22 protein-coding genes and 5 tRNA genes are annotated in these 20,001 nt (G+C 44.8%); 1 reads left to right on the top strand and 26 read right to left on the bottom strand.

Annotated elements, in window-relative coordinates:
• Positions 1 to 17 precede the first annotated feature (17 nt).
• The 26 genes from rpoB to VC82_RS11090 form a co-directional block, all read right to left on the bottom strand.
• Positions 18 to 3,827, bottom strand: coding sequence for a DNA-directed RNA polymerase subunit beta (rpoB, locus tag VC82_RS11215; RefSeq protein WP_045802452.1), 3,810 nt, complete (start codon positions 3,825 to 3,827; stop codon positions 18 to 20).
• Between the two features lie 132 nt (positions 3,828 to 3,959).
• Positions 3,960 to 4,343 (bottom strand): 50S ribosomal protein L7/L12, encoded by a 384-nt coding sequence (rplL, locus tag VC82_RS11210; protein ID WP_045802451.1) that lies wholly within the window; start codon positions 4,341 to 4,343, stop codon positions 3,960 to 3,962.
• Between the two features lie 53 nt (positions 4,344 to 4,396).
• Positions 4,397 to 4,912: a 50S ribosomal protein L10 gene (rplJ, locus tag VC82_RS11205; protein WP_045802450.1), complete on the bottom strand. Its 516-nt coding sequence runs from the start codon at positions 4,910 to 4,912 to the stop codon at positions 4,397 to 4,399.
• A gap of 28 nt (positions 4,913 to 4,940) precedes the next feature.
• Positions 4,941 to 5,630: a 50S ribosomal protein L1 gene (gene rplA / locus VC82_RS11200; RefSeq protein WP_045802449.1), complete on the bottom strand. Its 690-nt coding sequence runs from the start codon at positions 5,628 to 5,630 to the stop codon at positions 4,941 to 4,943.
• A 21-nt stretch (positions 5,631 to 5,651) separates the two neighbouring features.
• Positions 5,652 to 6,089, bottom strand: coding sequence for a 50S ribosomal protein L11 (rplK, locus tag VC82_RS11195; RefSeq protein ID WP_045802448.1), 438 nt, complete (start codon positions 6,087 to 6,089; stop codon positions 5,652 to 5,654).
• Positions 6,090 to 6,161: 72 nt separating this feature from the next.
• Entirely contained in the window at positions 6,162 to 6,713 is a 552-nt protein-coding gene (gene nusG, locus VC82_RS11190) for a transcription termination/antitermination protein NusG (RefSeq protein ID WP_045802447.1), read from the bottom strand.
• A 3-nt stretch (positions 6,714 to 6,716) separates the two neighbouring features.
• Positions 6,717 to 6,905: a preprotein translocase subunit SecE gene (secE, locus tag VC82_RS11185; RefSeq protein ID WP_045803408.1), complete on the bottom strand. Its 189-nt coding sequence runs from the start codon at positions 6,903 to 6,905 to the stop codon at positions 6,717 to 6,719.
• A gap of 80 nt (positions 6,906 to 6,985) precedes the next feature.
• A tRNA-Trp gene (locus tag VC82_RS11180) sits at positions 6,986 to 7,058 on the bottom strand.
• 71 nt (positions 7,059 to 7,129) lie between these two features.
• Complete coding sequence (gene tuf, locus VC82_RS11175; RefSeq protein WP_045802446.1) at positions 7,130 to 8,317, bottom strand: elongation factor Tu; 1,188 nt, start codon at positions 8,315 to 8,317, stop codon at positions 7,130 to 7,132.
• 51 nt (positions 8,318 to 8,368) lie between these two features.
• Positions 8,369 to 8,440: transfer RNA gene (locus VC82_RS11170), tRNA-Thr, on the bottom strand.
• 64 nt (positions 8,441 to 8,504) lie between these two features.
• Positions 8,505 to 8,577 (bottom strand) — tRNA-Gly (locus tag VC82_RS11165).
• Between the two features lie 90 nt (positions 8,578 to 8,667).
• Positions 8,668 to 8,750 (bottom strand) — tRNA-Tyr (locus VC82_RS11160).
• A gap of 22 nt (positions 8,751 to 8,772) precedes the next feature.
• Positions 8,773 to 8,846 (bottom strand) — tRNA-Thr (locus VC82_RS11155).
• A gap of 101 nt (positions 8,847 to 8,947) precedes the next feature.
• Entirely contained in the window at positions 8,948 to 9,250 is a 303-nt protein-coding gene (gene hpf / locus VC82_RS11150; protein ID WP_045802445.1) for a ribosome hibernation-promoting factor, HPF/YfiA family, read from the bottom strand.
• A 54-nt stretch (positions 9,251 to 9,304) separates the two neighbouring features.
• On the bottom strand, positions 9,305 to 10,198 hold the full coding sequence (locus VC82_RS11145; protein WP_045802444.1) for a tyrosine-type recombinase/integrase: 894 nt from the start codon (positions 10,196 to 10,198) through the stop codon (positions 9,305 to 9,307).
• A 101-nt stretch (positions 10,199 to 10,299) separates the two neighbouring features.
• Positions 10,300 to 10,494, bottom strand: coding sequence for a 30S ribosomal protein S21 (gene rpsU / locus VC82_RS11140; protein WP_045802443.1), 195 nt, complete (start codon positions 10,492 to 10,494; stop codon positions 10,300 to 10,302).
• A gap of 67 nt (positions 10,495 to 10,561) precedes the next feature.
• Positions 10,562 to 11,701, bottom strand: a complete 1,140-nt coding sequence (locus tag VC82_RS11135) for an acyl-CoA dehydrogenase family protein (RefSeq protein WP_045803407.1) — start codon at positions 11,699 to 11,701, stop codon at positions 10,562 to 10,564.
• Positions 11,702 to 11,738: 37 nt separating this feature from the next.
• The gene (locus VC82_RS11130) at positions 11,739 to 12,623 is read right to left on the bottom strand and encodes a ComEA family DNA-binding protein (protein WP_045802442.1); all 885 of its coding nucleotides are present in this window, start codon (positions 12,621 to 12,623) and stop codon (positions 11,739 to 11,741) included.
• Between the two features lie 12 nt (positions 12,624 to 12,635).
• Complete coding sequence (locus VC82_RS11125) at positions 12,636 to 14,702, bottom strand: amino acid carrier protein (RefSeq protein ID WP_084598211.1); 2,067 nt, start codon at positions 14,700 to 14,702, stop codon at positions 12,636 to 12,638.
• Between the two features lie 96 nt (positions 14,703 to 14,798).
• A complete protein-coding gene (locus VC82_RS11120; protein ID WP_045803406.1) occupies positions 14,799 to 15,806 on the bottom strand; it encodes a potassium channel family protein in 1,008 nt (335 codons plus the stop codon).
• Positions 15,807 to 15,808: 2 nt separating this feature from the next.
• On the bottom strand, positions 15,809 to 16,036 hold the full coding sequence (locus VC82_RS11115; protein ID WP_045802440.1) for a PspC domain-containing protein: 228 nt from the start codon (positions 16,034 to 16,036) through the stop codon (positions 15,809 to 15,811).
• An 8-nt stretch (positions 16,037 to 16,044) separates the two neighbouring features.
• A complete protein-coding gene (locus tag VC82_RS11110) occupies positions 16,045 to 17,325 on the bottom strand; it encodes a DUF2851 family protein (protein ID WP_045802439.1) in 1,281 nt (426 codons plus the stop codon).
• 20 nt (positions 17,326 to 17,345) lie between these two features.
• Positions 17,346 to 17,855 (bottom strand): DinB family protein, encoded by a 510-nt coding sequence (locus tag VC82_RS11105; protein ID WP_045802438.1) that lies wholly within the window; start codon positions 17,853 to 17,855, stop codon positions 17,346 to 17,348.
• Positions 17,855 to 18,169, bottom strand: coding sequence for a rhodanese-like domain-containing protein (locus VC82_RS11100; protein WP_045802437.1), 315 nt, complete (start codon positions 18,167 to 18,169; stop codon positions 17,855 to 17,857). Before VC82_RS11100 ends, VC82_RS11105 begins: the two co-directional genes overlap by 1 nt.
• 76 nt (positions 18,170 to 18,245) lie before the next feature.
• On the bottom strand, positions 18,246 to 18,860 hold the full coding sequence (locus VC82_RS11095) for a thioredoxin family protein (protein ID WP_045802436.1): 615 nt from the start codon (positions 18,858 to 18,860) through the stop codon (positions 18,246 to 18,248).
• 10 nt (positions 18,861 to 18,870) lie between these two features.
• Complete coding sequence (locus VC82_RS11090) at positions 18,871 to 19,419, bottom strand: TlpA family protein disulfide reductase (protein WP_045802435.1); 549 nt, start codon at positions 19,417 to 19,419, stop codon at positions 18,871 to 18,873.
• Positions 19,420 to 19,553: 134 nt separating this feature from the next.
• Between VC82_RS11090 and VC82_RS11085 the strand changes: the two genes are divergently transcribed.
• Complete coding sequence (locus VC82_RS11085; protein WP_045802434.1) at positions 19,554 to 20,000, top strand: MarR family winged helix-turn-helix transcriptional regulator; 447 nt, start codon at positions 19,554 to 19,556, stop codon at positions 19,998 to 20,000.
• Position 20,001: the final 1 nt, after the last annotated feature.

Below are 20,001 nucleotides of genomic sequence, written 5' to 3'. Positions count from 1 at the left end.
CTTGTTCAATAATGTTCTTATTCTTCCAACCTGATGTCTAGACCCAATCCTTTGAGTTCATGCATTAATACGTTGAAAGATTCTGGCAATCCAGGTTCTGGCATGCTTTCTCCTTTGACAATGGCTTCGTAGGTTTTGGCCCTACCGATCACGTCATCGGATTTTACGGTCAACAATTCGCGAAGGGTCGATGAAGCGCCGTAGGCTTCCAATGCCCATACCTCCATCTCACCGAAACGCTGGCCACCGAACTGTGCCTTACCACCCAATGGCTGTTGCGTGATAAGTGAGTACGGCCCAATAGACCTAGCGTGCATCTTGTCATCGACCATGTGGCCCAGTTTCAACATGTAAATGACTCCAACGGTTGCTGGTTGGTCAAAACGCTCACCAGTGCCCCCATCGTAGAGATAGGTGTGGCCGAACCTTGGTACGCCGGCCTCATCGGTATATCCGTTGATTTCGTCCAATGTTGCACCGTCAAAAATCGGGGTGGCAAATTTCTTGTCGAGTTTTTGCCCCGCCCAGCCAAGTACTGTCTCGTAAATCTGGCCAATGTTCATACGCGATGGTACGCCCAGTGGGTTCAAGACAATGTCAACAGGTGTTCCATCTTCCAAGAAAGGCATGTCTTCTTGGCGAACGATACGGGCGACGATACCCTTGTTACCATGACGACCCGCCATTTTATCTCCCACCTTCAACTTACGTTTCTTGGCAATGTACACTTTGGCCAACTTCATGATCCCTGCAGGTAGTTCATCACCCACTGAAATCGTGAACTTGTCTCTTCTTAGGTTACCCTGAAGGTCGTTCAACTTAATTTTATAGTTGTGCAACAAATCGTTGACCAAAGCATTGGTTTTCTCATCCGTTGTCCAGCTACCGCTCACCAAATGTGCAAAGTCATCAACTGAATTGAGCATCTTGATAGTGTACTTCTTGCCTTTTGGAAGCACCTCTTCACCTAAATCGTTCTGAACGCCCTGTGAAGTTTTACCGTTGACGAGCTCAAAGAGTTTCTTTACAAGAACATCTTTCAACTGCTGGAACTTCACCTCATAGTCCATCTCCAATCTGGCAATGGCCTCTTTGTCTTCTGAACGTTTTCTCTTATCCTTGATAGACCTTGAGAACAGCTTTTTGTCGATCACCACACCGTTCAACGATGGTGGTGCCTTCAAAGAAGCATCTTTCACATCACCGGCCTTGTCACCAAAGATGGCACGGAGCAGTTTTTCTTCAGGTGTAGGATCTGATTCCCCTTTAGGTGTAATCTTTCCTATTAGGATATCACCTGGTTTTACCTCTGCACCCACACGGATCATACCGTATTCGTCAAGGTCTTTTGTGGCCTCTTCTGATACATTCGGTATATCGTTGGTCAATTCTTCGGCACCCAATTTGGTATCGCGAACCTCCAAGGCATATTCATCGATATGGATAGAGGTAAAGATATCTTCACGAACCACTTTTTCAGAAATCACGATGGCATCCTCAAAGTTGTACCCTTTCCATGGCATAAAGGCCACTTTTAGGTTTCTACCAAGGGCCAGCTCGCCTTTCTGCGTGGCGTATCCTTCGCATAGTACCTGGCCTCTTTTTACCTTGTCGCCCTTTCTTACGATCGGCTTAAGGTTGATACAGGTGCCTTGGTTCGTTTTTCGGAATTTTACAAGTTCATAGGTTTTCGAATCGTCATCGAAGCTAACCAATCGCTCTTCATCAGACCTATCGTACTTGATGATTATTTTGTGCGAATCGACATATTCGACCACTCCATCGCCTTCTGCATTGATCAATACCCTAGAATCAGTGGCTACTTGTCGTTCCAGTCCTGTACCCACAATAGGAGACTCAGGCCTCAACAACGGTACAGCTTGGCGCATCATGTTAGACCCCATCAGGGCACGGTTTGCATCATCGTGTTCCAAGAATGGGATAAGCGATGCCGAAATGGATGCAATCTGGTTGGGGGCCACGTCGGTGTAATTGACCTCTTTTGGGTCTACCACCGGAAAATCGCCCTCTTCCCTTGCAATTACCTTGTCTTGGTCAATGGTACCATCACTCTTCAAAGGAATATTGGCTTGGGCTATCTTCATGCCTTCCTCCTCCTCTGCACTTAGGTATATATAGTCTTTGGTATTGACCTTGCCGTTTTCAACCTTTCTATAGGGGGTCTCCAAAAAGCCCATTGAATTCACCTTCGCAAATACGGATAGGGATGAAATCAGACCGATGTTCGGACCCTCTGGGGTCTCAATCGGGCACAGCCTACCATAATGCGTGTAGTGAACGTCACGAACCTCAAAACCAGCCCTTTCACGTGAAAGACCGCCTGGCCCCAGTGCCGACATTCTGCGCTTGTGCGTAATCTCGGCCAATGGGTTGGTCTGATCCATGAACTGAGACAACTGGTTTGTGCCGAAGAACGAGTTGATCACCGAAGACAACGTCTTGGCATTGATCAAATCAATCGGTGTAAAGACCTCATTGTCACGAACGTTCATACGCTCTCTGATGGTTCTTGCCATACGGGCAAGGCCCACACCGAATTGTTGTGACAACTGCTCGCCCACGGTTCTGATACGACGGTTCGACAAGTGGTCTATATCGTCGATCTCAGCCTTAGAGTTGATAAGCTCTATCAGGTATTTGATAATGGTAATGATATCTTCTTTGGTCAAGACCTGCTCGTCCATAGAAATATCAAGACCCAGTTTTTTGTTCATTCGATAGCGCCCAACCTCACCTAGGTTATAGCGTTGATCTGAGAAGAACAATTTATCGATAATGCCCCTGGCCGTTTCTTCATCTGGCGGTTCTGCGTTACGCAGTTGTCGGTAGATGTGCTCAACGGCCTCTTTTTCAGAGTTCGTGGGATCTTTTTGTAGTGTATTATGGATGATCGCGTAGTCAGACTGGGCATTGTTCTCTTTGTGGAGAAGAATGGTCTTGACATCAGCTTCAAGTATTTGCTCGATATGCTCTTTCTCAAGAACGGTGTCACGATCTAGAATGATCTCGTTACGCTCGATGGATACCACCTCGCCGGTATCTTCATCAACAAAATCTTCGTGCCAAGTGTTCAATACCCTTGCGGCCAATTTACGGCCCAAAACTTTTTTCAAACCTGCCTTTGAGACCTTTACCTCTTCAGAGAGGTCAAAGATTTCAAGGATATCTTTGTCTCTTTCGTAACCGATGGCCCTGAAAAGGGTTGTCACGGGCAATTTTTTCTTTCTATCAATATACGCGTACATCACGCCATTGATGTCGGTCGCAAACTCGATCCAAGAACCTTTGAACGGAATGACCCTTGCCGAATACAACTTGGTGCCATTGGCATGGAACGACTGACCAAAGAATACGCCCGGCGATCGGTGCAACTGCGAAACCACGACCCGCTCAGCGCCATTGACCACAAAAGTGCCGCTTGGTGTCATGTACGGAATGGTGCCTAGATACACATCTTGAACAATGGTCTCAAAGTCTTCGTGTTCGGGATCGGTACAGTATAATTTCAAACGGGCCTTTAACGGCACGCTGTACGTAAGCCCCCTCTCAATACATTCTTGAATCGTATACCGAGGCGGATCGATGAAATAATCCAAAAACTCAAGTACAAACTGGTTTCTGGTATCTGTTATGGGGAAATTCTCCATGAAGGTGTTGTACAGCCCTTCATTGCCTCTTTCGTCAGATTTGGTCTCAAGCTGAAAAAAGTCTTGAAACGATTTAATCTGAATGTCCAAGAAATCCGGGTATTCCGGTATGTTCTTAGCGGATGCGAAACTTATTCTTTCAGTCTGATTTTTGAACATCAATGGACAAATTTTGTACGTGAATATTATTATTGGGCAGTGTGCGACTTTGCACACGTCTTTATAAACAGGCTAAGGTCTTATCCGCCAGCGGCGAAAAAGACCTTAACCAAATCATTATGGTAGACGCTATTATTTAAGCTCAACTTCTGCTCCTGCTTCTTCCAATGATTTCTTGATGCCTTCGGCCTCGTCTTTGGCGACTCCTTCTTTAATCGCCTTTGGTGCGCTGTCAACAATGTCTTTGGCATCTTTAAGGCCAAGACCTGTCAATTCTTTCACCAATTTAACAACGGCCAACTTAGAGCCACCTGGAGCCTTAAGGATAACATCGAATTCTGATTTTTCCTCAGCTGCTTCGGCATCGCCACCACCAGCGGCAGCACCACCGGCCACAGCAACAGCTGCAGCTGCGGGCTCAATACCGTATTCTTCTTTCAAAATGTCGGCCAACTCGTTTACTTCTTTTACCGTAAGGTTAACCAACTGTTCTGCAAAATCTTTTAAATCTGCCATTTTTCTATCGTTTAATCAAATTTTTAAAATATACTAGTTTTAGTGCGTACAAATTATTTTTCAGACAAAGTCTTGAGTATACCGGCCAATTTACCACCACCTGATTTAAGGCCAGAAATAACATTTTTGGCCGGTGACTGCAATAGTCCGATAATATCTCCGATAACCTCTTCTTTAGATTTGATATTCACCAAAGTATCGAGGTTCTCGTCGCCGATGTAGATGGCCTCTTCAATAAAGGCACCTTTTAAAACGGGTTTGTCTGACTTTTTTCTAAAGTTTTTGATAAGCTTTGCAGGTGCGTTACCTGTTTCTGCAAGCATCAAAGAGGTGTTGCCCTTCAACACTTCTGGAAGCTCTCCAAAATCTTTGTCCGAAGCTTCCATTGCCTTTGCGAGCAATGTATTTTTAACCACAGACAGTTTAATATTGGCTTTGAAGCACGCCCTTCTCAAATTAGAGGTCGTCGTCGCATCCAACCCTGAGATATCGGCCAAATAGATATTGGCGTTCTCAGCTAACTGTGCAGTCAAATCTTCAATTACGGTTGCTTTTTCTTCTCTTGTCATTGTTACAATATTAACTACCAGTTATCTATTAAACTGCTTTAGGGTCTAATTGAACGCTGGGACTCATGGTGCTTGACATGTAAATGCTTTTCATATACACCCCTTTTGCCGCAGTAGGTTTTAGCTTCACCAAGGTATCAATCAATTCTTTGGCATTGCCGGCGATTTTATCCGCTGAGAAAGATGCCTTTCCGATAGCAGCGTGTACAATACCGGTTTTATCTACCTTAAAATCGATTTTACCGCCCTTTACATCAGCTACCGCCTTACCAACATCCATGGTAACGGTACCTGTTTTGGGGTTGGGCATCAAACCGCGTGGGCCCAAAATTCGGCCCAACGGACCTAATTTACCCATCACACTGGGCATGGTGACGATAACATCTACGTCTGTCCAGCCGCCTTTAATTTTGTCCAAGTATTCATCCAACCCAACATAATCGGCACCTGCCTCTTTGGCTTCTGCCTCTTTGTCGGGGGTCACCAATGCCAAAACCTTTACGTCTTTACCGGTACCGTGGGGCAGGGTCACCACACCACGAACCATTTGATTCGCCTTACGTGGGTCAACGCCCAAACGTACCGCCAAATCAACAGAGGCATCAAATTTTACATTGGTAATTTCCTTTATCAAAGCTGAGGCTTCTTCAAGAGAGTACAACTTGTTCTTGTCAATCTTGGCATATGCCTCTTTTTGCTTTTTAGTCAATCTTGCCATTCTAAATTGCTTTTTAAGATTTTAAAAGGGTCTCTTGCCTGAAACCTTAAGGCCCATCGAACGTGCGGTACCTGCAACCATGCTCATGGCTGACTCTACCGTAAAGGCGTTCAAATCGACCATTTTGTCTTCGGCAATGGCCTTTACCTGATCCCAGGTAACCGACCCCGACTTGACTCTGTTAGGTTCGCCAGATCCTTTTTTAATCTTAGCTGCTTCCATCAACTGAACGGCCGCCGGTGGTGTCTTTACTACAAAGTCAAACGACTTGTCTTTGTAAACCGTGATAACAACGGGCAATACCTTGCCTGGTTTGTCCTGCGTACGCGCATTGAACTGCTTGCAGAACTCCATGATGTTAACGCCGGCAGCACCTAAGGCGGGTCCGACCGGCGGCGATGGATTCGCAGCACCTCCCCTAACTTGTAGTTTTACAACCTTATCTACTTCTTTTGCCATTGTTTTTAATTAATTTGAATTGTGTCAAATTTTGGAAGCAACACAATTTATCTATGTAACAGCTCTTAACTTTTATACTTTTTCTACTTGCATGTAGCTGAGTTCCAAAGGTGTCTTTCTTCCGAAAATCTTCACCATTACCTCAAGCTTGCGTTTTTCTTCGTTGATTTTTTCTACCGTACCGTTGAATCCGTTGAACGGGCCATCGATTACCTTTACGGTCTCGCCCAACACAAATGGTATGGCCACATTGTCGGTGTTCACCGCCAATTCATCTACCTTGCCCAACATTCTATTGACCTCGGACTTTCGCAAGGGTACGGGGTCACCGCCCTTGGTCTCGCCCAAGAAACCGATTACATTGGTTATCGACTTGATTACATGGACCATTTCGCCACCCAAATTGGCCTTCACCATAACATATCCGGGAAAATAGGTACGTTCTTTGTTGATTTTCTTGCCGTTTCTGATCTGCACGACTTTTTCGGTGGGCACCAAAACCTCTTCAAGATAATCACCAAGGCCCTGTCGCTCTACCTCGCTTTCAATATACCCCTTGACCTTGTGTTCTTGGCCACTTACAGCTCGAACGACGTACCATTTTTTCTCCAATACCTCAGACATCGCCTATCCTATTAATTTTTCAAAGTATAATGCTATCAACTTACTGAAAACGGTATCGACACCCCATGTTGCCAAGGCAAAGATTATGGAGAATACCGCAACAATGACCGTAAGGTTCGAAGCTTCTTCCCTATTGAGCCAAGTAACATTGTTTTTTAACTCTTCCCAAGATTCCTTTACGTAAGTGAGCATATTGAACTTATCTTTTTCTGCATACTTCGGCTGCACTCAGCATAAACTCCGGAGAGACCCGAACACGCCTTTTTACTTCGCACGGGAGGAGAGACTCGAACTCCCGACACCTGGTTTTGGAGACCAGTGCTCTACCAACTGAGCTACACCCGTTTATAATTACACCGAAAGGTATCCCGCTTGTAAGCGGGACACCCTTAAGTGCAATACTATTTTGAATATGATTAATCTAAAATCTCAGTTACCTGACCGGCACCTACGGTTCTACCACCTTCACGGATGGCGAATCTAAGGCCTACGTTCAATGCGATAGGCTGGATCAAGTCAACGGTAATGGTCAAGTTATCGCCAGGCATTACCATTTCAACACCGTCAGGAAGGTTGATGTTTCCTGTCACGTCAGTTGTACGCACGTAGAACTGTGGACGGTAGTTGTTGTGGAATGGCGTGTGACGGCCACCTTCTTCTTTCTTAAGAATATAGACCTCAGCCTTGAACTTGGCATGCGGAGTCACGGAACCTGGCTTGCAGATCACCATACCTCTTTTGATGTCGGTCTTTTCGATACCTCTCAACAAGATACCTACGTTGTCACCAGCCTCTCCACGATCCAAGATTTTACGGAACATCTCAACACCAGTAATGGTAGAGGTCAATTTCTCTGCACCCATACCAATGATCTCAACAGGGTCGCCGGTCTTGGCAACACCAGTTTCGATACGGCCCGTGGCTACAGTACCACGTCCGGTAATGGTGAACACATCTTCGATGGGCATCAAGAAATCTTTGTCAACGTCCCTCTCAGGAAGCTCGATCCAAGTGTCAACAGCCTCCATCAAATCTTTTACAGACTTCACCCATTTTTCCTCTCCGTTCAAAGCACCAAGTGCAGATCCTGCAATCACAGGTCCGTTGTCACCGTCGTACTCATAGAAAGAAAGCAATTCTCTTACTTCCATCTCAACAAGCTCCAACAACTCTTCGTCGTCAACCATGTCAACTTTGTTCAAGAACACTACAATTCGTGGGATACCTACCTGACGACCCAAAAGAATGTGCTCACGAGTTTGCGGCATAGGACCATCGGTAGCAGCAACCACCAAAATGGCACCGTCCATCTGGGCAGCACCTGTAACCATATTCTTTACATAGTCGGCGTGACCAGGGCAGTCTACGTGCGCATAGTGCCTGTTGGCTGTTTGGTACTCCACGTGTGAAGTGTTGATAGTAATACCTCTTTCTTTCTCTTCAGGAGCGTTATCAATAGAATCAAAGCTTCTTGTTTCTGAAAGACCTTCGTCAGCCAACACCTTAGTGATAGCGGCAGTCAATGTTGTCTTTCCGTGATCCACGTGTCCAATAGTACCAATATTCAAGTGCGGTTTGGAACGATCGAAAGTTTCCTTTGCCATGTTTAAAAATTTTAATCTTAGTTTATATTAGTGTACAAATCGTTTTCTTTGAGCCAACGACGGGAATTGAACCCGTGACCTCTTCCTTACCAAGGAAACGCTCTACCCCTGAGCTACGTCGGCGTAAAGTGTTTAACATCTCTTCTTCAATAAGAAAGAGATTCCTGCCTTCGCAGGAAGTTTTTTGAGCGGGAGACCGGGTTCGAACCGGCGACATTCAGCTTGGAAGGCTGACGCTCTACCAACTGAGCTACTCCCGCAAGACTTAAATCCAATATTTCACAATCCAAATCCCATAAAATGAATTATCTGCAATTTGGTATTTGGAGCATGTGATTTACCAACCTTTGTGGGGAGAGCAGGATTCGAACCTGCGAAGGTAAAAACCAACAGATTTACAGTCTGTCCTCGTTGGCCGCTTGAGTATCTCCCCGCCTAATTTCCAATACTTTATGAGCCGATGGAGGGACTCGAACCCACGACCCCGAGATTACAAATCACGTGCTCTAGCCAGCTGAGCTACATCGGCGTTTTCGCCCCTTTTTAACACAAAAAAAGCCCGTTATTTCTAACGGACTGCAAATGTATATATTTATTTTAGTATTCAAAACAAATTTTCAAAAATTTTAGCTAGGCCTTTGCCCGCATTTTCTCCTTCCGCTTAACGAGCTTGCGTTCGAGTGAACTGCAGGCCGAGTCTACCGCTTCCTCAAATGATTTGCATTGTTTTTTTACAATGAAACGGTCTCTCGGCACGTGCACTTTTATCTCAACAATCTTGTTTTCTTTGGCACTGGTATTTTCAACCTTGAGGTACACGTCTGAGCTGATCACTTTGTCATAGAACAAATCCAACTTATCCATTCGGTTTTGAATGAATCCCAACAATTTTTGGTCGGCCACAAAATTTACAGATTGTGCATTTACCTTCATATGATTACTTTTTTTGGCCCAAGGCGCGGACCACGTTAAACAATGACAAGAATCCTATCGGTTCTTGTTTCTAGGATGGGCAGAAAGATGCACTTTCTTCAGCTCGGCAATGCTGTTGTGCGTATAGACTTGGGTCGATGTCAAGCTCGAATGCCCCAACAACTCTTTCACAGAGTTCAAGTCTGCCCCGTTGTTCAAGAGATGTGTCGCAAAGGTGTGCCGCAACACATGTGGACTCTTTTTCACCTTCGGAGACACCATACTAAGATACTTATTTATGATTCTATAGACAAGATTTTCATAAATTTTATGACCCGTTTTAGTCAATAACAAATGGGTGGGCTCATGGATGTTTTCAAGATTGTTACGATACCGAAGATATTGGTCTAAAAATCCCATTGTCGTATCGAGCAAGGGCACTATTCGTTCTTTGTTTCTTTTGCCCAGCACCTTTATGGTTTGCTGTGATGCATCTACATTTACCAATTTCAGGTTGACCAATTCTGCCCTTCTTACACCGGTGGTATAGAGCATCTCTATGATCAACCGGTCGCGCGCACCCTCGAAATCTTCCCCAAAAGGAATCTGCGAGAGTATTTTTCGCATCTCGTCTTCTGAGAACGGAATCTCTACCTTTTTATCTGTTTTTAGAGCCTTGTGCTTGGCCAGTGGTGATGCGTCTAGCAAACCCGTTTTTTGCAAAAACTTATAATAGGCCTTAAGCGATGCCATCTTGCGGTTGATGCTTCTGTTGGAAAGTCCCGCTTCTACCAAGTTGACAATCCAATTTCTGATAATGGGGTATTGCACTTCGACCAACTCCGCAAGCTGATGCTCATCTTCGCAGAAATCGGCAAAGGCCATTACATCATTTTGATATGCCAGAACCGTATGGGGCGAGTAGTTCTTTTCTTTTGAAAGGTGAAGTACAAAGGCATCGATAGACATGTTTCAAAATTACTAAATGAAAACCAGTCGTTCAATGCCACAAAAAAATCCGTTGCAGAAGGTATCTTCCGCAACGGACCTCAATTATGTCTTCAGAAGGCCTATAGCTCTTCTTTGTCCCTTAAGCTTTGAATGTACTGGGCTTTTTGTATTTCGGCCCTGCGCTTTACAGAAGGCTTGGTGAACTGCTGTCGCTGACGCAACTGGCGCATAACACCGGTCTTATCAAACTTTCGCTTGAAGCGCTTCAGGGCTCTATCGATATTTTCTCCTTCTTTTACAGGTATTATCAACATAGGCTACAACCTCCTTTCTTTTGAATTTCGGAGCGCAAATATACAAATCATATTATGATTGTACCATTTACTTCAAAATATTTTTAGCAATGACCACTTTTTGAATTTCGGTAGTGCCCTCACCGATGGTGCACAGTTTGGCATCCCTATACAACTTCTCAACCGGAAAATCTTTGGTATACCCATAGCCACCGTGTATCTGCACGGCTTCATTCGCTGCCCTTACACATAGTTCAGAGGCATACATTTTGGCCATGGCACTCAGCTTTGTAACCGGTTTCCCTTGGTTTTTTACGAAGGCAGCCTTGTGCAACAACAGCTCTGCCGCCTCTATCTCGGTTGCCATATCGGCCAGCTTGAATGAGATGCCTTGAAACTTGCTGATAGGTTTGCCGAACTGCACCCTTTCTTGTGAATATTTCAGGGCCGCTTGGTAGGCACCTTTGGCGATACCCAAAGACAGTGCCCCGATGGATATTCTTCCGCCGTCCAATATCTTCATCGATTGAATGAACCCCTCGCCCACTTTGCCCAATCGGTTGGTATCGGGTATCCTGCAATCAGAAAAAATCAACTCTGCCGTCTCGCTGGCTCGCATGCCCAATTTGTTTTCTTTCTTGCCGCTTGTAAAGCCGGGTGTTCCCTTTTCTATGACAAATGCCGTCATGCCACGGCTATCGCCTTTAGCGCCCGTGCGGGTTATGACCACGGCAATATCACCGCTCTTTCCATGGGTAATAAAGTTTTTGGCTCCGTTCAGAACCCAATGGTCCCCGTCTTTCACGGCAGTGGTATTCATGCCTCCTGCATCAGATCCCGTATTATGCTCTGTAAGCCCCCAGGCACCTATCCATTCAGCGGTCGCCAATTTTGGAATCCAGCGCTGCTTCTGCTGATTGTTTCCGAAAGAAAGAATATGATTGGTGCACAATGAATTATGGGCCGCCACGGAAAGACCTATTGATGGGTCTACTTTGGAAATTTCCTCAATAATCGCAACATATTCATGATAACCTAAGCCAGAACCTCCCAATTCTTCGGGCACCAAAATGCCCATAAAGCCCATTTCACCCGCTCTTTTGAAAAGTTCTACCGGAAAGTGCTGTGCCTCATCCCATTCCATAACATGGGGTGCAATATGTTGCTCGGCAAAGTCTTTTGCCGATTGGGCAACCATCTTCTGGGTCTCAGAGTAATCAAAATTTATGGAAGACATGGTTTCAGTAATCATTTATAGCAATTTTTTATAGGGACAAATATAACCTAATTCTATCAATCTTTTCTTTTGGAAAGCCCTGTATAGCGGCCAATTCGTCAAAGGATTCGATTCTACCGTTCTTTTGGCGATAAGCCAAAATGGCATCTGCCAAATCGTAGTCGATGTATATTAGACTTACCAATTCTTGCTTACTGGCGGTATTGATGTCTATAGGCTGTATTTGCGGCGGCTCTTGTACCTGAAAACGTTGTAAAACCCTGTCTGCCACAACGGGCTCCAGCCCATAGACATCGTATAATTGTTCGTTGACCAAAAAACCGCCCAAACGGTCTCTGAACTTTACGATACGTGCCGAGAGCTTATCACCGATACCGTACACCTTCTTCAACTCATCGGCCGTCACGGTATTCAAATTGCCTACGGAGGTAGTGGATTTTTTCTGAAGACTTCTCGGTTTCCGTTCTTTTGCGCCAGCCGACCACTCAGGAAAGCGGAAATAAGGCTCGATGGCCTTTAACAGCGAATCATTGACCAGCGTTACCTTTTGAAACTCTTCTGGGGAATTTATCCATTTATCCTGTGACCGATATTGGTTCAGCCTATCAATCTCGGCCACGGACATTCCCAAGGTATACCCTTTATAATCTGAAATAAAATTTGGATTGAAGGGTCGAATTGTAACGGTATCCCCTGCCATCGACCTATTTTTGAGGCTATCCACTTGCTGTTGCCCTGCCTCATCAAGGCTAAATAATGGCGAACGGTCACTTTGGACCCAATGGTTCCAGACCAGATAAATTCCTTGAAAAAGTACAATTGCAAGCAGCAAAAAGAAAATCCCACTTCGTTCTTGTCTGCTAAAGCCTCCAAATCGGCGGCCAAGCCTGAAGTGGGATTTAATTCTTTTCATTTGGCACTGAAACTATTTCACCTCAACCTTTTTGAAAAGTTTGTTGCTCTTAAGCTTGTTCCAGTAATCGTTCAAATCGGCCCTTACCTCACTTGACATGATATACAGACCAATGATGTTCGGGAAGCTCATTGCCAAAATCATCATATCTGAGAAATCGAGAACGGCACCCAAACTTACCGAAGCCCCAATTACAACAAATACCAAGAACAGCATTTTATAGATCATCTCAGATCGCTTGCTCTTCCCAAAAAGGTAGGTCCAAGCCCTCATGCCGTAGTAAGACCATGAGATCATGGTAGAGAAAGCAAACAGGAACACTGCAATGCCCAATACGTAGGGGAACCACGAAATCTGACTACCAAAAGCATCGGAGGTCAATTGGGCTCCTGCCATGCCCCCTACCTCGTGCATACCGGTAAATATGAGCACCAAGGCGGTAAGGGTACAAACCACCACGGTGTCTATAAAAGGCTCTAACAGTGCCACAAAACCTTCCGATGGCGGATGGTTTGTTTTAGCGGTACTGTGTGCAATGGCTGCAGAACCAACACCTGCCTCGTTCGAAAATGCTGCCCGTTGAAAGCCAACGACCAACACCCCGATTATACCACCTTTAAGGGCACTGGGGCTAAAAGCACCTTCGATAATGGCCGAAAATGCCGGTCCGATATTTTGTATGTTCATAATGATGACTGCAAGGGCAGCCAAAACATAGATGGATGCCATAAAGGGCACTACCTTACCAGTAACCTTGGCAATACTCTTGATACCGCCAATAATGACCACCCCGACCAAAATAGCGGTGACAACACCAAACCAGAATCCGTTACCAGCCAATGATGGAAATTGACCGGCCAACTGTTCAAAAGACTGGTTGGCCTGAAACATGTTGCCACCACCGAAAGAGGCGCCTACCGCCAAAACTGCAAATAGACCGGCCAAAACCTTTCCGAAGCCTTTCATGTTTCGTTTCTCAAGACCATAGCGGAGGTAATTCATTGGACCTCCAAAAACACGCCCATCAGGTAAAATATCCCTGTACTTTACCCCTAAGGTGCATTCCACAAATTTTGACGACATGCCCAATAATCCGCATACAATCATCCAAAAAGTGGCTCCGGCACCTCCTAGTGATACCGCGACGGCTACACCTGCAATGTTGCCCAGGCCAACGGTACCTGAAACCGCAGTGGCCAATGCCTGAAAATGGGTTACCTGCCCGGGTGCATTTGGGTCGTCATACTTTCCTTTGGCCAAATCGATGGAATGCTTAAAACCACGAATGTTTATAAAGCCCATGCGAAGGGTAAAAAACAGTGCCCCGAGCACCAACCAAATCACAATAAATGGGATACCCTTTGTGATAGGGTCTCCGTTGGGATGCGTCATCACAACAGGTTCGTCATATCGAATCTCTGCTAAATAGTGGGCGCCTTGTTCTATAACGTGCTCTGCATTGTCAGAGTTATAAATGACCTGCCCCTCTTCAACCAAATAGTGGAGTGTTCCACTGGCAGTGGCAACCACTGTTTTGTCTTCGGTGTTATCGCTAGAGACTATAGCAATCTCATCGCCTTTTGAAACTTTGGCCCCTTCTGGTTTCAACCATTTCTTGAGCACAAACTTATCTTCTACCTCAGCAGACCAACCAGGAGTGCCAACTAATTTCAAATCAGCGTAGGCAATGGGATCGTAGATTCCGATAGCGGCAAAAGGATCCCAAAACAGTATAGAGCCGAGGGCACTTACCGCTGGTGTCATGGTACCATTAAATACCTCTGTTATGGCATCGGAAGGCACTGTGAAGGCCTTGGTGACCGACTGCCCATTGGCATCGGTAACGGTAACCGAATAGGGCACGCCTTCAACCAGGCCAACCGCCTTTGGCGAGGTCAGCGGAGTACTTTGGTTGCTCCATTTGTAAGTGTAGGGGGGCGTACCACCGGTGACTTTCAAATCTATAGCACCATCATTGATGTTGCTAGATGGGTTGAGAATTGTTTCTTTTACTGTTAAATCTTGTGAAAATGCTGTCAATCCTACCATTAAAAACAGCGCAGAAATGTATCCCTTCATCATAGGTTTTTGGTATTTGGCAACTTTTGGTTCGATATTTAAAGTCGGACAATATCCTAAAAAAATTCAACGCAATCAAATTTATCGGTCGATTCACTAGCCGATTTGGAACATACGATTTAGTTTTCGAATCTGCTCCGGCCTTCCCAACACAATTACTTTTCCTTTGGGTTCAAGCTCTAAATCAGCCTCTGGGTTGATGATATAATTTCCTTCGGGGTCTACATAACCGATAATAGTGCAACCTGTCTTGCGGCGTAAATCCAGATCACGGATGGACTTACAATCCATTTGATCGGTGAAATCTTCTATTTCTACCTCTTCTAAATTCGTGCTGTTTTCGCCCTCTACAGACAGTTGGTCCATAAAGGTGATGAGGTCGGGCATAACCACCAATGAAGCCATATGGTCGCCCCCTATTTTGTCGGGCATGATGACTTTATTGGCCCCGGCAAATTCAAGCTTTTTAGAAGAGGTAACCTGTGAGGCGCGGCTAATGATGAAAAGGTTTTCGTTGAGTTGTCTTGCCGATAGCACCACAAAAAGGTTTACGGCATCGTCGGGTACCGCCGTAATCAAATATTTGGCACGGTCCACACCAGCCTGCAACAACACCTCATCTTCGTTCACATCGCCTTCCACAAAGAGTATGTCTTCTTCGTGCTTTTCTATTATCTCCTTATCTTTTTCAATAACCACAAAGGGCATATTGTAGGCCTTTAACTTGTCGGCCGCCTGCATGCCATTTCTGCCATATCCGCATATGACAACGTGGCCTGAAAGATTCTCGATTATGTTCTTCAACCTTTTCTTTTTTAAAATTTGCAGTGAATTTCTACTCATTATATATTCAGTTATCACCGAAATGGCAAATCCGAATATAAACACACTGGTAACGATTAAAAATACGGTAAAAATCTTTGCTTCGGTATCCAAAGGCTTTACTTCGGCAAAACCTACCGTGGTGACCGTGATAATGGTCATGTAAACAGCTTCAACCCATGTGTAGTCTGAAATATACCGGTATCCCAGCACACCAGAAAAAAGCACCAAAACCATCAAGATTAGGGCGACGACAATTTTTGAGCGGAAAAGTCTAAGCATCATCAGAGGTCAAATACAGAGGTTCTTTTGGTGTACACCAAATCTTTTATTTTGAGCCAAAAGGCAATGAATAGATATAGTGCAAAGCCAAAACCCAACGTTACAAAGGTGAGGTAAATAAAAGAGGTGCGAACTACCCTGGCCCGTATGCCCAACCGTTCGGCTATACGCTCACAAACTTCAAAGCCCCTCTTTTGAAAATAATATAGTATGCTGTAGAACCAACGCATGGTTAAAATTAGAAATTTCCGTTCAATAAACTGGTGCCCACGGCACATTGTAGGCATTTGTTCTTTGTGCAATAGTGGTTGTAAAGCTGAATTTTGGCTTGTGTCTGCAGGGCATTGTCAGACCTGAGCCCCGCCGATTTGAACTTTTCTATAATGCCATTTTGTTCTGGTTTAATGCCCGAGAGCAGTTCAACCAACTCTTCATCGGCATTTTTGCCCAACTGTTTGGCATAGCAAAACTTTATGGGTACGATGGCATTGACCACCAAGAGTTCGATAAAATTTTTGGTCAGGCGCTTTTTGCTTTCTTTGGATGTTTTTCCAAACGTGTAGTGTGAATTCCAATATTCGCCTGCTGAAACTTCAAAAAAACTGACTATTTCAGAAAGCCGCTTGGCCTCAACCACTTCTGAAAAAAGGTTGGGCACCTTATGATATAGTGCCGCTACCTGCGAAAGCCTTAGGGTAGGAAAATTATTTGGCCGCAGACCGTAAAAAGCCGGTGGGCGTATACCCACACCGCCTAAATTGAATTTATTTTCCAAAAACCCATACGATTGCTTGAGCTGATTGTGGTATACATCCAAATGGTCTTCATGCAATAGGCCGGCCGTGCCGAATAAAAGGGCCTCAAGCTGCAAAGCGTCATGGGCCACTTTTCTCACAATGGAAAAATCCAGAACCCGGGCGATATCCAAAAAGGCCTCCCCGTTTACTTTTGATCCGAAACTTTTCATTAAAAGTGAAAAGAGCACTTTCTCCCAATCGTTTTGGCACTGGTCGAGCAATTCGAAGACCGCGGCCGACTTATGCTCTAACCGTTCAAAGAAAAGGCCCTCCAGCCAATTGTCAAGAAGAAAACCATCAACACTGGCAATGTCTTGTTCGCAATTGATAAAGGCCTTTTTCGAATCTTCCAGTAGTTTTCGATACCCCATGAGCAACGCTCTCGAAAGGTAATCTTTCAATACCAAGGTAGCAATGGCCGAACCATCTTTTCTGAAGACCGATACATCGTCTTCCCAAACCACGTGCAAGACCACGTTATTGTAGTTCAGATCGCTTTCATGCCCATGGGCATACCAATCAGACGACTTCACATGCAATTCTACATTGCCGGCCCATTCTTGGCCACCAATCAAAAGTCTGGCATTGAAGAAATCAGGCCCTGCCCCGTGGTTATGCGTTCCCGGGTTTTTAACCTGTACAGCTATTTTATCGGTAGTCATCAAGGACTGTCCGGAGAACTTTTGGTACTTCCAAACAAAATGGAGTAAATCTTCACGCATTGCACTAAGGTAGAGATTGCTCACCAATTACCGGCATAGGTCAAATCATCACCCGATTTGAACCGTAGATAATCGTACTTCAGGCTATTGATCTGTCTTATGTGATGATAATCGTGGGCGAGCCAATTGACTAGAAACGATTTGGCAGAAACCTCACCCAAACCCTGATGCGTGACCTTGCTGTTCCAATTCGGATTGTTCAATGAGTAAAGCCATATCACAGAAGCGTTTCTTTCTTTCAAAAATTTCATCAATATCTCGTCGAAATCTTGGCTCAGGTACGACCTTTCTACCGGCCAAGCCAGTTGATCGAACGGCTTAAGGGGCAAATCTGGGGTTTGCAAAACATGCCTGACCCTTTCTCTGAAATCTTCTACCTCCTCATCGAGCAAATGACAAACAATCTCTAAGAGGCACCATTTTTCTGGGTTGGGCTTCCATTTTCTAATCTCAAGGGGAATCCCTTCCAGTAAATGCTTGAATACAGCCCTGTTTCTTTTCAGTTCAACTATTATCGCTCGAGGTTCCATTAGGGTTCAGCAACCTCCCCTTCCCATTCGTTGAAGCCCCCCATCAGATTGTAGGTCTTTGCAAACCCCAACTGGTTCATAAGGGCACAAGCCTGACCACTACGGTTACCAGAGCGGCAGTAAACGTAGTAATTTTTGGATTTGTCCAGTTTTTCAACCTTATTCAAAAACTCTTGTCCAAGATAGATATCGATGTTGGTCGCCCCGGGTATGTACCCTTCTTCAACCTCTTCGGGGGTACGAACGTCCAAAATATAAGCGTTTTGGTCATTGGCCAATTGTTGGGCCCATTCTTCTTGTGTCAAATCTGCCATGTCTATCAGTTAAATTTTTTCAAAAATAAAAATCCGGAGCATTGCCCCAGATTTTAATCAACTTATTATTTTCTTTTTAGACCTTTATCGAACACCCAATGGCCTTGGTAGTGGTGACCTCAATTTCGTCGCCGGCCAACATGGCATCGACAGCGTTTTCAACATATTTTTCCTTTACACGCTCGGCACTTTGGTAATTGTCGTCGATGGCACCTATGTATCGTACGATGTTTCCCTTTTCATTCTTTTCCAACAAAAATACATGTGGTGTTCTGCTGGCCCCATACTGCGGAAATATTTTCTGGCCCTCATCCAAGAGGTATGGAAAAGTAAAGCCTTTTTCAGAAGCCCGTTTTTTCATGGCCTCAAAACTGTCGCCCGGTTGAACGGCTGGATTGTTCGGATTGATGGCGATTACCGGCACACCCTTTGGTTTGTACTTGGCATCCAATGCGATGATGCGGTCTTCGTATGCCACTGCGTACGGGCATGTATTACAGGTAAAAATCACCAAAAAGCCCTTGGCATCCTTATAATCAGATAAAGAAACCATTTTGCCATCAATATTCTTCAATGAAAAATCTGTCGCCACATCACCAATGCCGTAACCTTTCATTTCTAATGAGGGCCCGGTAAACGAGGTGAGCGCCAAAACAAGTGCCAAAGCGGCCAATTTCTTTGAGATATCCATAATGGTTGTTTTATAAAAATTTGTCCAATGCGGTTTTCAATTCCTCGTAGGTAAAGCTACGTTCAAAAAAAGCCCGCTTATCGCCTTTGTAAATGAGTGTGGCGGGAATACCCCCGCCCCATTCTTCATCGATCTGTGGAATCCAATCGTTCATTTTTGGGTCGTCAAGAATGATGACCTTTGATTGGATATCCTTCTTTTCGACAAAGGGCTCCAATTTCGATTTCCACATCGAGGGCATATCCAAACTCACCAAAACCACCTCGACCCCTTCATCTTTCATTTCCTCATTCACCCTTTCGAAATAGGGAAGCTCTTTGATGCAGGGTTTGCACCAAGTGGCCCAAAAGTTGATTACGTGTACCTTGCCATCGGTCTTGTTCAGATAAGGCTTGAACCCTTCAAAGTCGTACACCGGAAAGTTCACCTCAACAGGCGGTGCGGTAGTTTCTGCATCTGCATATTCGGGCGCCGTATCCACCTCTTTGCCCTTCTGCTTGGTATTGCAGGCCCCTATTACAAGCAGGGCCATCAAACAAAAAATGTGCAAGTGCTTCATTATATACATTTTAAGTTCTTAAAATTAACCAATGCCACAATGGGCTTATAGCTTTTAACAAAAATTTATCGGTTCATATGTTGTACAGGTCGAAGAAATAGATTTACATTTGTATATACAATTATTGTAATGACATGAATGTAGAAGAGGTCATCAAGACGACAAAAAAAATTCCGTTGGAATCAAGAACCTTGATTCATATGACCTTGGTACACCATAAAGTCAACGATATATTGGCCAATGCCCTTAAACCCTTTGAAGTGTCGTTGCAACAATTCAACGTGCTGCGGATCCTACGGGGGCAAAAAGGGGTACCGGCCAACCTATCGACCCTCAACGAGCGCATGGTCACCAAAATGAGCAACACTACCCGGTTAGTGGATAAGTTGATCAACAAAGGCTATGTACACCGAACCATTTGCAAGGCCAATCGCCGCAAGGTAGAGATTACCCTGACCGATAAAGGTGATAGGGCGTTGGCAAAAATCGATGTTGCCGTGGCCGATGCCGAAAAAAAGATTGTCAAAAATTTCTCAAAAAAAGAGCTTGAAGAGTTGAATCGTTTATTGGATAAATTTTAAG

It is taken from the genome of Flagellimonas lutaonensis, assembly GCF_000963865.1.
Classification (GTDB): domain Bacteria; phylum Bacteroidota; class Bacteroidia; order Flavobacteriales; family Flavobacteriaceae; genus Flagellimonas_A; species Flagellimonas_A lutaonensis.
The sequence above is the reverse complement of the archived record's forward strand: the minus strand, read 5'-3'. Positions and strand labels throughout refer to the sequence as shown.